General features: G+C 73.5%; 7 protein-coding genes and 2 pseudogenes. 2 read left to right on the top strand and 7 right to left on the bottom strand.

The window, feature by feature from the left end:
* Window positions 1–60 precede the first annotated feature (60 nt).
* Window positions 61–987 carry a lysozyme gene (locus FM076_RS22850; RefSeq protein WP_173872832.1) on the bottom strand — a complete coding sequence of 309 codons (927 nt, stop codon included), beginning with the start codon at window positions 985–987 and terminating at the stop codon, window positions 61–63.
* A gap of 241 nt (window positions 988–1,228) precedes the next feature.
* Between FM076_RS22850 and FM076_RS22855 the strand changes: the two genes are divergently transcribed.
* Window positions 1,229–1,768 (top strand): MarR family winged helix-turn-helix transcriptional regulator, encoded by a 540-nt coding sequence (locus tag FM076_RS22855; protein ID WP_173872833.1) that lies wholly within the window; start codon window positions 1,229–1,231, stop codon window positions 1,766–1,768.
* A 75-nt stretch (window positions 1,769–1,843) separates the two neighbouring features.
* On the opposite strand, the pseudogene FM076_RS22860 reads toward FM076_RS22855, so the two are convergent.
* Together FM076_RS22860 and FM076_RS22870 are read right to left on the bottom strand one after the other, a co-directional pair.
* Window positions 1,844–2,170, bottom strand: a pseudogene (locus FM076_RS22860) (roadblock/LC7 domain-containing protein); the annotation flags it as partial.
* Between the two features lie 620 nt (window positions 2,171–2,790).
* Window positions 2,791–5,850, bottom strand: coding sequence for a nitrate- and nitrite sensing domain-containing protein (locus tag FM076_RS22870; protein ID WP_173872834.1), 3,060 nt, complete (start codon window positions 5,848–5,850; stop codon window positions 2,791–2,793).
* A gap of 669 nt (window positions 5,851–6,519) precedes the next feature.
* Here FM076_RS22870 and FM076_RS22875 point away from each other — a divergent pair.
* Window positions 6,520–7,347: a protein phosphatase 2C domain-containing protein gene (locus FM076_RS22875; RefSeq protein ID WP_173872835.1), complete on the top strand. Its 828-nt coding sequence runs from the start codon at window positions 6,520–6,522 to the stop codon at window positions 7,345–7,347.
* Between the two features lie 83 nt (window positions 7,348–7,430).
* Here the strand turns inward: FM076_RS22875 and FM076_RS22880 are convergent, their stop codons facing one another.
* From FM076_RS22880 to soxR, 4 genes and pseudogenes are all read right to left on the bottom strand, one after another.
* Window positions 7,431–8,378 carry a C40 family peptidase gene (locus tag FM076_RS22880; protein ID WP_345945172.1) on the bottom strand — a complete coding sequence of 316 codons (948 nt, stop codon included), beginning with the start codon at window positions 8,376–8,378 and terminating at the stop codon, window positions 7,431–7,433.
* Between the two features lie 1,058 nt (window positions 8,379–9,436).
* The gene (locus FM076_RS22885) at window positions 9,437–10,348 is read right to left on the bottom strand and encodes a protein kinase domain-containing protein (protein ID WP_173872837.1); all 912 of its coding nucleotides are present in this window, start codon (window positions 10,346–10,348) and stop codon (window positions 9,437–9,439) included.
* Between the two features lie 399 nt (window positions 10,349–10,747).
* The gene (locus FM076_RS22890) at window positions 10,748–11,023 is read right to left on the bottom strand and encodes a hypothetical protein (RefSeq protein ID WP_173872838.1); all 276 of its coding nucleotides are present in this window, start codon (window positions 11,021–11,023) and stop codon (window positions 10,748–10,750) included.
* A 312-nt stretch (window positions 11,024–11,335) separates the two neighbouring features.
* Window positions 11,336–11,788: pseudogene (gene soxR / locus FM076_RS22895) on the bottom strand (redox-sensitive transcriptional activator SoxR); the annotation flags it as partial.
* Window positions 11,789–12,018: the final 230 nt, after the last annotated feature.

Raw genomic sequence — 12,018 nt, forward strand, 5'->3', positions numbered from 1 at the left:
AGCCGTTGCTGTGCCGTGTGGGGGGCGACCTCCACGCCCCCGGCCGGGGGTGTGGCTGCCTCAGCCGCCGTTGGCCAGAACCTTCAAGCGGTCCATCGAGCCGTTGAAGTAGTTGTGGTCGCCCACGGTCGGGCCGCTGGAGGTGTACTGCCAGAAGGTGTAGAAGCCCCAGCCGGCCGGGAGGGTGCCCGGCGAGGAGGCGTACCGGGCGATCCACAGCGGGTTGCTGTTGCCGAAGGCGCTGCTGTTGCCGGTGCACTGGGTCCACCAGTTGGTGGTGGTGTAGATGACGGCGTCGCGCCCGGTCCTGGCCTTGTACGTGCTGACGAAGTCCCGGATCCAGTTGACCATCGCGCTCTGGCTGAGCCCGTAGCAGGTCGCGCCGTAGGGGTTGTACTCGATGTCGAGCACGCCCGGCAGCGTCTTTCCGTCCTTGCTCCAGCCGCCGCCGTTGCCGGCGAAGTAGTTGGCCTGCGTGGCGCCGCTGGAGGTGTTGGGCGTCGCGAAGTGGTACGCGCCCCGGATCATGCCCACGTTGTACGAACCGTTGTACTGCTGTGTGAAGTACGGGTTCTTGTAGTTGGTGGACTCGGTCGCCTTCACATAGGCGAAACGGACCCCGCTGTTCCACAGGGTCGACCAGGCCACGTTGCCCTGGTGGCTGCTGACGTCCACGCCGTGGACCGTCGCGGCCAGGCCCGCGCGGTTCCGGTCGGGCGGGGTCCCGTCGGTCCCGTCGTGCTCGTGCTGCTGGACGCCCGAGCCCATCCATGCCTCGCCGCGCTTGGCGGGCGCCTGGGGGTTGCCGCGCAGGCCCGCGGTGTCCTTCGCGGCCGTGGCCGCCTTCTTGCTCGCTCCCTCGTCGTCAGGGACCGCCGACGCCGCGCCCGGAAGGGCGAGGACGAGCGCGAGAAGGGAGACGAACATCCCGAGGGCAGCCGCGAGTCCGCGTCTGCGACGGGTCGTACCGGATCTGAAGCTGGGCATCGCTGCCTCCGGAGCCTCTGTGGTGGGGGTGTCTGGTACGTACGTAGTATTTACCGATGTGGGGGGTTTTGTGGTGCGACGCGCGCAAGGGGGGGCATGCCACTGGTGTGGGCATGTCATATTTGAAAAGTACGCGCGTAGACCGGTCAGGCGGAAGACGCCCCGCCCTCTGCCGTTGGTCTACTCCTGAGAAATACTGGCGGAGCTGGGACTATCGCGCTCGCTGGAGATAAGTTTCTTCATGGAAAACGCCGGAGACACCCAAGACGCCACTGGCGTGCGGAAGCCTGCCGGGCACCCCGAAGCCCCTGGGAGCCCCGCCGACGGGAGCCCCGTCGACCCGTTCGGCCCCGAATGCCTGGACGTGGAGCGGGAGTTGGCGGTCTTCCTGCGCCGCGCCCGCGCCTCCTCGGGAGAGATGGCCCGGCAGGTGCACCCGGACCTGGAACCCGCCGCCTACGGCCTCCTCGTACGGCTGGAGGACGCGGGCGAGCAGCGGGCCACGGAACTCGCCGCATACTTCGGGGTCGGCAAGGCCACCATAAGCCGCCAGCTGCACGCCCTGGAGGCACTCGGCCTCGTCGAACGCCGTCCCGACCCGGGCGACCGCCGCGCCTCCCTCGTGCGGCTCACGGAAGAGGGCCGCGCGCGGTTCACCCGCGTACGGGACGCCCGCCGCCTCTCCTACGCCCGGAAACTGGCCGCTTGGGACCGCACGGAGATCGCCGAGCTGGCACGCCTCCTCCACCGCCTCAACTCCCTGGCCGACCAGGAGGAGTGAGGGCGCGCCCCGGGGCGCCCCCGGCTACCGGGCGCCCCGGACAGCGGGGCCCTCCGGCCACCGGGGCGCTCCTGGCTACTGGGGCGCTCCTTGGGCGGCGCCCATCGACTCGCGCCACTCCTTCCGCAGCTCACTGCGCAGTTCGGGAGTGAGCACATGCCCGGCGCGTCCCACGAAGAGCCCCATCTGGTAGCCGACGGCGCCCATGTCGCAGTCCGCCGCCGCGTACACACCCAGCAGCGACCCCTCGCCGATGGCCATCACGAGCAGTGCGCCCTCGTCCATGGCCACCATGGTCTGCCTCACCGCGCCTCCGTCGGTCAGCCGCGCGGCGGCGGTCGTCAGCGAGGCCACCCCGGAGACGAGCGTGGCCAGATCGCCACTGGTGCCCCGCGGACCACGGGAACCGGCACTGCCCCGTCTCCGCTTCCTCAGCGGCGGGAGGGGCGAGCCCGGCGAGGCGGGCCCGCCGCCGTGAGGCCCGTTCCCGTGCCCCCCATCGCCGTGGCCCCCATCGCCGTGAGGCTCCTCGCCGTGAGGTCCGGCAACGGTGTGCGGGCCGGCGGTGTGCGGTGCGGTGGGCTGCGTGATGAGGGGCTGGGCAGCGGTGGACCCGGTGGTGACGGGCGGGGGCGCGGTGGACGGGGCGCCGGCGGGCTGGACCTCGGAGGGGTGGGAACCGGTCGGTTGAGGACCGGACGGCTGAGGACCCGTCGGCTGAGCACCTGTCGGCTGAGCACCGGTGGGCCGGGCGGTGTTTGCGATGCTGTGTCCAGTGCTGCCGCTGGTGACGGCTCCGGGGGCGCTGTGCCCGGTCCCGTCTCCGGCGGTGGCGCCTGCGGCCCCTCCGAGGTGCTGCCCGTGCTCGGGACCCAGCGCGGGGTCCGAGGCGAGCAGCAGCAGACCGTCGGACGAGACCACGGCCACCGAACGGATCCCCGGCACCTCCGCGATCAGACTGTCCAGCAGCCAGCGCAGATTACGGGCCTCCGCACTGCCGGAGGCACCCGTGATGGGCACGTTCACTTGCGGGCCTCCTCGGAGGTACCACCATTGGCCTGGGTCCTGTTGGCCGGAGCCGACTCCTCATCACCCTCGGAGGTGCCGGGGCTCTCGGCTCCGCCCTCCGTACCGTCCTGAGCACCGGTGCCGCACCCGGTGCTTCCGGCCGCCGTCTGGGCCGCCGCGTCCCGCAGGCCCCGCCGGGCACCCTGCTGGAACCCGTCGAGCCGGCGCCGCAGCTCCTCCGGGTCGGCACCGCCCTTGCGCGGGCGCGGCGCGGAAGTCTCGCCGGGCGCCCCCGCCTCGGGGGAGGCCGCCCCGCGAACCCGCTTGGGCAGCCCGGTGTGCGTGACGGGTCCACCTGTTACGGAGGACCCACCCGCCTCGGGGGAGCCCCCGGCCCGGCCGGACGAGGATGACGCACCGGCCGCGTCATCAGCCGCGCCGCCTCCCCGGGCACCCGCCGACGCACCAGACGCATCCGTGGTGCTGCCCGATATGCCTGGTGTGCCTGGTGTGCCCGAGGCGTACGGGGCCGGTGCGGCAGGTGCCGCCGACGGGGCGGACTCCGCCGACCGCGTCGCAGACGACCGCCCCTGAGGGAGATGAGACCGAGGCGACCGGCCCTCACCGGACACGCCCTCGGACGACTGGCCAACAGGAGACTGACCCTCGGACGACTGCCCCTCGGACGACTGGCCTTCAGGGAACAGCGGCTGCGGCGACTCGGTCTGCGCGAGCTGAGTGGGCTGAGTGGGCTGAGTGGGCTGCACGGACCCGGCGGACTGAGCGGGGCCGAAGGGCCCGGTACTCGGGTCGTTCCGGCCGGGCAGGCCGGGTGCCTGGTCAGCGGCCCGGGCGTGCTCGTTCCCCCGGTCGAACGTGCGCACCCCGGGGAGAGCCGGGCTGCCCCGCCCGTCCTGGTCCAGGGCGTGCCCTTGGTCCTGGGCCGGGCCCGGTGCGACGGCGGCACCGTAGGCGCCGCCGTACGTGTCACCGATCCTGTGCTCGCCGTCGTCGGCCCCGCCCTGAGTTCCGGCGCCGGCGAGGGGGCCGGGACCTCCCGTACTTGCGGCACCGTCGAAGGCGTCGGGAGCGGCGGGCAGCAGCAGGGTGTGCGGCACCGTCACATCCGCCGCGATGCCGCCCTCTTCGCGGCTGCGCAACCGCACCCGCACCCCGTGCCGTGCCGACAGCCGGGAGACCACGTACAGCCCCAGCCCCCAGGGACCGGACGCGTCCGCCGTCTCCGGCTCGGCCAGCCGCGCGTTCAGCTCCGCGCGGGCCTCCCCGCTCATGCCCGTACCCTCGTCCTCCACGGACACCGTGACCGCGCCGTCCTCCAGGGTGCGGGCGATGAGGCGCACCCTGCTCTCCGCGGGTGAGAAGGCGGCGGCGTTGTCGAGGAGTTCGGCGACCAGGTGGCTCAGGTCGTCGGCCGCTGAACCGCTGACCCGCACCTCCTGCGGCAGGGGAACCAGCTCGACCCGCTCGTACTGCGCTATCTCGCTGACAGCGGCCCGCATGACGTCCAGCAGCGGGGCCGGGACCTCCTCGGGGAGACCGTCCCGTTCGAAACGTTCCGCACCAGCCAGGAGCAGCAGGTTCTCGCTGTGCCGCCGCACGCGCGTCGCGAGGTGGTCCAGTTTGAAAAGGGTGTCGAGACGGGCGGGGTCGGCCTCCTTCTCCTCCAGGCCCTCGATGATGCCGAGCTGCCGGTCGACCAGGTGAAGCGAGCGCGTCGCCAGATCCGCGAACGCGCCGTACCCGGCCTCCGCCGGAGCGGCGTCACTCCCCGAACCGCCCGCCACCTCCGCCGCGAGGGCACCGGGTGCCGCACCGGCCAGCTGGTCGCGGGCCTGGGCCAGCTCGGCCCGCAGCTTGGCGAAGTCCTCGGCCAGCAGCTGGTGCTGCTCGGTCAGCTGCGCCTTCTCGACCGCCAACTGGTCCTGCTCGCGCTCCGCGCAGGACGACCGGCGCCGCAGCTCGGCAGCGGTGGCGCGCAGCGTGTTGAGGGAGCGCACGACATCGGCGAACTCGTCGTTACGCCCGTGGAAGGTGATCGGCTCCTCGCCGGCCGGGTCGTTGGCCAGCCGCTTCGAACCGTGCCGGAGCACCGCCAGGGGGCGGGTGAGGGAGCGGGCGGTGGCCACGCTGAGGGCGACGGCCAGCAGCAGGCAGAAACCCACCAGACCGGCCCGCACCTGCAACGCCGTCACATCGTCGTCCCGCAGCCCCTCCAGTCGCTTGATCTCGGCGGCCGCGAACGACGACTGCACGCCGCGCATGTGGGCGATCCGCGCCGAGACCGAGGCGTCGAACCGCTCCTTGTCGAGGGCACGCCCACCGGGGGGGAGGTACTGCCGCGTGGTCAGGTGGTCGAGATAGCGCTCCGCGACCGACACATCCGTGCCGTTCACGGTCGTGCTGTACCTGTCGCGCGCCTTCGCGTCGGCGTTCTCCTCGAAGTCGGCGAGGGCCGCGGCTTCCCTGACACGGGCCTGCCCCGCCTCCTTCACCAGTGACCGCTGGGTGCCCTGGCCCGCGAGTGCCGCCTCCAGCAGACCGCGGGTGGCCGACGCCTGGTCGATGGCACGGGCCAGATCGGGCAGCGCGGACGCCGTGCGGTCCTTGGCCCGGGCCGGCAGCCCCGCGGCCACGTCGTTGGTGAGCTGACGGAGCGTCCGGATGACGTGGGAGTAGTCCTCGTACGACTCCATCGGCCCGCCCCTGCCGGTCATGGCCCGCTTGCGGACGGAAGGCAGCTTCTTGAGGGCCTTGACGAGGGCAGCGGGGTCGGAGAGCGCCGTGGGACCCGTGGGCGCGGAGGCCGCGGCCGTCCGCAGCTCGCGCGCCTGCCGGTCCACCCGGGACCGCAGGGCCTTGCCGACACCTGTGCCGCCCCGGCCCGCCGCGATGTACTCCACCATGCCGTCACGCTCGTCGGCGAGGGAGTGCGAGAGGGCGATGGCCTGCTGGTCGAGCCGGGCGAGGTCGACGAGTTCCTGGGCCGCGGCGGTGTCGCTCGACCCCGCCACGAGAGTGGGCGCCCCGGCTCCGGCAACGGCGAGTGCGCTCACCGTCACCGACACGAGCAGCCGGTTGCGTACGCGTGCCCTCCGCCGCGGGGCGGGCGTGGCCGGCTGCGCCGCCGCGGGGGCAGCGGCACCGTCACCGGTCGCCGTGGTTTGGGGAACGTCCGCTGTCCGACGTTGCTTCTTCCGCACCCGCACTCGCAATCTCGTCCCGCCTCTCCCGGAGGGCCCGGGCGGCACCAGTCCAACGTGTGTGGCAAGAGGGGTGGCCCCGACCCGCTCCGGCACCCCCCGCGACCGTCCTTCCTCAGCCGGATTCCGGCTTCCTGCTGGACGGCGCACCCAGGAGGCGCTCCGACTCGACGACCGACCATGGCAGTGCGCTCTTGAGGCGGGCGAGATTCCCCAGCTGGGCCACCTGAAGGAGTGAACATCACTCCTTCGCGGCGGAACAACTCGGCCCGAGCCGGGCAGCGTCCGCCGTGCGGACTCTGGTTGGAAATCCGTCCGGCCTCCTGGCAGGATGCCGGACTCCCTCTTTCGCGGAGGCCGGCGCCAGCCCGTTCCCCTTCTCGACAGCGCCGCGCACCCCAGGAGCCACCCGCCGATACGCGCCGCCCGCCCGCGGCGTCGCGGACCGCGCGGTACCGACCTGGCGGGCCCCCGCGTCCGCCCCGCACCGTCCCGATGCGGCCCCTCCTGCAGACTTCTGCCATGCGCATCGACATGGTCACCGAGCCCGGCGATCCCCAACGTCCCAACGAGGACTACGCGTCCGCCGCCCTTCCCGCCGCGGGGGCCGGGGGTGCGCTCGTGGTGCTGGACGGCGTCACCCCACCCGCCGGTGAGGTCGGCTGTCACCACGGGGTGCCGTGGTTCGTCTCCCGCCTCGGTGGTGCGCTGCTCGAACTGGCGGGATCCCGTCGGGACATGACACTGGCCGCGTGTCTGGCCGCCGCCGTGGCCCGGACGGCGGACACGCACCGCGAAACGTGTGATCTTTTTCACCCCCGTACACCTCAGGCAACCGTGGTCATGGCCCGGTGGGACGAGGAGCGGGTGGAGCACCTGGTCCTCTCCGACTCCGCGCTCCTCATCGAGACCGCCGACGGCACGGTGCGTCCCGTGCTCGACCGCCGCCTCGCCGAACTGCCGCCCGCCGTCCGGGAGCTGCGCGACCGAGTGCGGCGCACCGGTGCGCAGAGCGACCGGGCGGCCTACGTGCGCGCCGTCGAAGGGCTGCGCAACGCCGCCGACGGCAGCGGCTTCTACACAGCGGCGGCCGACCCGGATGTCGCGGTCAGGGCGGTGACAGGTACTCACTCCCGTGCCGAGGTACGGTCCCTCCTCGCTCTCACGGACGGCGCGACTCGCTGGACCGAGACCTTCCGTCTCGGTGACTGGGCCGGCCTCTTCGCGCTCGTCCGCAAGGAGGGCCCTCGTGCCCTCATCGCGCGGGTCCGCACCGCCGAGGCGGAGTCGGCCCCCGCGCGGGGAAAGCAGCACGACGACGCGACGGTGCTCCTGGCCGAACTGGACTGAGGCGCTTCCCTCGCCGCACCCCGGCGGCTCGGCCATGCGTACGGTTCCTTGTTCCCGCATCTGCCCCCCCTTCCCGCCTTGCCTCAATCCCTGGGCTTGTCCGGGCGTACCGCTCCCAGGGGCGGGTCCGTGGCCAGCGGGGTGAGCTTCACCGTCGCGCCAGGCCGAGGGGCCTGCACCACGCGCCCGGATCCCGCGTAGAGCCCCACGTGGGTGGCGCCGGGGAAGTAGATGACCAGGTCGCCGGGGCGCAACTCGTCCAGAGGCACCCGGGGCAGTCGCCGCCACTGCTCCTGACTGGTGCGCGGGATCGTCCGGCCCGCGTGACGCCATGCCTGCGAGGTGAGTCCGGAACAGTCGAAACCCTCGGGGCCCTCCGCTCCCCACACATACGGCTTCCCGACCTGGCCGAGGGCCCAGTCGAGGGCCTTCCGCCCCCGTGCGGACGGCCGGCTCACGGCGCCGCTCGGATCGAGCGCACCGCCGGCCACCAGCCGCTGCTGCGCCGCGTCGGTGCGGTCCCGCTCCAGCTCGTGCAGGCGTGCCAGTTGGTCACCGGTCAAGGAGGAGAGCAGTTCCTCCACCTTCCTCAGTCGCCCCCGCACCTTGTCCCGCTGCTTCTTCTTGCGTGCGGTGAGCCGTTCCTGACGGGTGACCGCCGCCCGCGCCTTCTTGGCGGCGGCGGCATGCCGCCGCTCCCCGCCTGTCAGCCGACGTACTGTCTCGGCCTGATCCCCCGCCGCGCGTTGCAGGAAGTGCCCGTGCTCCAGCAGACGGCCGGGTTCGGGCGTGAGCAGCAACTGCACCGCGGGCGGCAGCCCGGCGCTGTCCCGGCGGTACTGCTGCCGTGCCAGCTCGCCGGCCCGCGCCCGCTCGGTGGCCAGCGAGGCCCTGGCCCGGGTGAGACGCTTGTGCGCCCGGCGTGCGGCAGCGCGCTGCCTCTTCAGCTTCTCCTCCGTGCCGTTGAACGCCTCCGACGCCTCCTCGGTGCGCTGGTAGAGCCGGCTCAGCTCGCCCAGCAGCTCGCTCACCGATTTGCGTCCCGCGTCCGGTGGCCCCGGCATCGGCCTCGGCGCCAGTCCTGGCAGCGGCCCCGGCCCCGGATCCGGAGCGCCGGGCACCAGAGCCCCGGCTCGTGGTGAGGAGGCCGACGGCGCCCCGAGCACCGGTGGCGCGGCAAGACCCATCGTGGCCACCACCGGCAGCACGACGGCGCTCACCACCACGACCCCGCGCCGGCTCCCGGCCTTGCCCCTGCCCAGCGCCCGGGCCCTCCACATCCTCGACACCCGCGACACACCCAACACGCGACACACCGCACACCTCGCTTCCGAGCGGCGTCTCCCCGTATCCGGCCGCTCTGCCGCGATCGTGGCACGCGGCAAGGCCCCGGCTCAGGGCGAGCTGAGCGGGCGGGCGCACGTCTCTCACCCGATCGAGATCCCGCCCCCGCCGCATCCGGCGGTCGTGGCCGCCCCGCATCGGAGGAGACCCGCGGGGGACGGAGCCGGCACCGACTCCCGCCCCGGCGCCATCGCGGCAGCTCCAAGATGGTAAGAAGCCCGGAGCACACCGTTCCGGGACCCGAATACGTGCTCCCATAGCGCTTCTCAGCTCCGAGGTCCAGCACCCCGGGTTCGGCCCCTCATCACCCGTACGTGTGAAGACTCCGCCGAAGCCTCCTCGCTCGCCCGGCCTCGGGCGCTTCAGCGTCCGCCGCCGGTGCTGCCCTCGCCGGTGATCCCCGTCCTTGTCCGGGAGCGCGCCTCGTCAAGGCTGCTCCGCTCCTCACCGAGCGCCTTCGGACCGACGTTCCCCGCTTCTCGCCCCGGCTCGCCGTCCCCGGCCTGCCCGCGAGCCCCCGCCCTTTCACCCCCCGGCTTTCCGGGCCACCGGCTCCACACCACCGACTCCCCGCTCCGGCCCCCTCGCGCTAGGCTCCACACCCCGGCCAGCGCCCCCTCCCGTCCCGCGCCTCCCCACCCGCTAGCTCCACCCCGTCTCGCGCCCCACCCCGTCCCGTACGCCCCGCGCCCCACCCCACCCCGCGATTCACCCCGTTCGTGATCCATCCCGCTCCCGCCCCCGCTCAGCGGCCCCACAGCCTCCGCCCCGTCAGCGAGCGGGCCTCGTCGGTGCGGTGGCGAATCTCGTGGACGTACGGTTCCGGGAGCCACTCGCGGGCCGGGCGGTCGGCCGAGCCCGACGGGTCCAGGGTGCGGGCGAGGGACTCCGGGTCGGGGCGTGCCTCGGGTGTCTTGTGGAGGCAGGCCAGCAACGGGGCGCGCAGCGCGTCGGGAACCCCGGTCAGGTCGGGGATCTCGCCGCGGGTGGCGGGCAGGGCGCCGGCGGCGAAGGGCTGCTGTGCGGTCGCCGCCAGCACCAGTACCGCTCCCAGGGAGAAGACGTCGTCCGCGCGGCGAGCGGGCAGTCCGTGACCGACCGTCTCCCCGAGGTCGGCACCCGCGCGGCCCGGGAGCGCGGACGGCTGACCCAGCGCGATGCCGTGTTCCACCACTTGCGGCCGCTCGGCGGTCAGCAGCACGTTCTCTGCCCGCAGGTCCCGGTGTGCCGTGCCCGCCGTGTGCAGGGCTGTCAGAGCACGGGCCAGGGCTCCCCCGAGTGCCCGGACCGACATCTCCGGCAGGGGCCCGTACGACGCCACCAGCGCCGCCAGGGGCAGGCCCGGCGCGAAGGCCTGTGCGATCCAGGGGTGATCGCTGTCCAGCTCGCAGGCGAGTGCGTCGGCGACGAAGGGGCTCTCGACCGTCTCCGCGATACGACTCGTCTCCTGGCGCAGCCGCGCCCGCATCTGACGGTCACGCAGCAGTTCGGGCCGGACGGCGCGCACAGCCGCTGTCCGCTTGCGCACGCCCCGGCGTGGGGCACCCCTGCCGAGGTAGACCGTGCCGGTCCCGCCCCGTCCGAGGACGCCGTACAGCCGGAAGGGACCGAGCCGCTGTGGGCCGGTCTCGGGCAGCCGCGCGATTCCTCCGAGCACGGAAGCAGAAAACAGCCTCGCCAATGGCCTGTCCAGGTCGAGGAGCGCCAGAACGGATGGCGCGAAGACGTCCAGCGCACGCCTCGAGCGCGCCCCGGCGGCGCCCGCTCCCCGTGGGCACCGGAACCGTCCCGTCCCCACCGCTCACCGGCTGTCGCCACGGCAGGCGGTCCCACCGGCCCTGTTGCCGCACGGTGCGAGCAGACCCCTCCGCTCGGAAGCCCCGGACGTCGGGCCTGCGCAAAGTGGACTGGACCACTGTCAGTGGCGTGCGCCCCGCTGTCACCGGCGCCGCGCTCGCGCTGTCCGCGACACCACGGTTCTGCTGTCCGCGGTGCTGCGGCTCTGCCGCCCGCGCGGCGCCACGGCCAGCTGTCTGCGGTGCGCCACGACGCGCTGTCAGCGGCGTCGCGTCCCCCGCCACGGCAGTCGCGCCAGTGGCCCCTTCTCGGGGCGGCCGTCCGGTTCGTATACGTACGCCCAGCCACGCGGCAGCCCCAGCCGGTTCAACGCGGCAGGCTCCAGCCGGTAGACGTGCACCGTCGCCGGGCCGCCGTCCGGAGCCGGAACCGGTATCTCGTAGGTGCGCGGTGGTCTGCCCGTCGGCCCGAGCGGTACGGACAGGGTGCGGCCGTCCAACGGGCCGCCGCGGAAAGTCGTCTCCTCGCTGCGCACGCCTCAGACCGCCTCGGCGGCGGATTCACGCTCGGGTGCACACTCGGACGCACAGGACGTGGAGAAGCCGTCTCCCTGTACGGAGCCGTCCCTCTGCACGGAGCCGTCCCCTCGCGCGGAGCCGTTCCCCTGTGTGGAACCGCGCTCCCGCACGGAGCGGTCCCCCCGTACGGAGCCGCCCGCGTACACGGAGCGGCCCCTGTTGGAGGTGGCCCCATCCGAGGCGGCGCTCCCGTCTGAGGCGGTGCCCCCGTCTGAGGCGGTGCCCCCGCCCACGCCGCCGTCCACGCGTGCCGGGTCGGGATCGCACGGCTGGGCGAGCTGGCGGGCACCCGGGCCCTCCTGTCCGAGCCGGTCCTTCGGGTTGACCAGGGCGCAGGCCGTCAGTGACAGGCAGCCGCAGCCGATGCAGTCGGTGAGGTGGTCGCGGAGCTGCTCCAGCAGGGCGATCCGTTGGTTGAGGTCCTCACGCCAGCACTCGGAGACGGCCGCCCAGTCGTCGCGGGTGGGCGTACGCTCCTCCGGCAGCACGGAGAGCGCCGCGCGGATGGAGGCGAGGGGGATGCCGAGCCGCTGGGAGGCACGGATGAAGGCGACCCGGCGCAGCGTGTCGCGGCTGTAGCGGCGCTGGTTGCCCGAGGTACGCCGGCTGCGGATCAGCCCTTCGCGCTCGTAGAAGCGCAGTGCGGATGTCGCCACACCGGCGCGCTCCGCCAGTTCTCCGACGGTGGCTTCCTTGGCCTTCCAGGACAGATGAGTCGCCATGGCCACAGCCTAGCCCGGCTTCAAGTGTTCTTTAAGTCTGCGTCTTGGGCCGGCCTCTCAGACCTGCGCTCCTCCGGGAGGTCGGCCTCTCGCGTCTGCGCTCCTCCCGGACGACACCTCCCCGGCGTCCACAACCCCCGCGTCCACACCCCGGCGACCACGGACCCGGGCGACCACGCGCCCCAGACGACCACCCCCGGGCGATCGCACCCGACCCCGGACGACCACAC

This window comes from Streptomyces albus subsp. chlorinus, from assembly GCF_013302895.1.
GTDB lineage: Bacteria > Actinomycetota > Actinomycetes > Streptomycetales > Streptomycetaceae > Streptomyces > Streptomyces chlorinus.

Bases quoted from the DNA above. Each gene is read 5' to 3' on its own strand.
- FM076_RS22850 (WP_173872832.1), bottom strand. From the start codon at position 987: ATGCCCAGCTTCAGATCCGGTACGACCCGTCGCAGACGCGGACTCGCG.
- FM076_RS22855 (WP_173872833.1), top strand. From the start codon at position 1,229: ATGGAAAACGCCGGAGACACCCAAGACGCCACTGGCGTGCGGAAGCCT.
- FM076_RS22875 (WP_173872835.1), top strand. From the start codon at position 6,520: ATGCGCATCGACATGGTCACCGAGCCCGGCGATCCCCAACGTCCCAAC.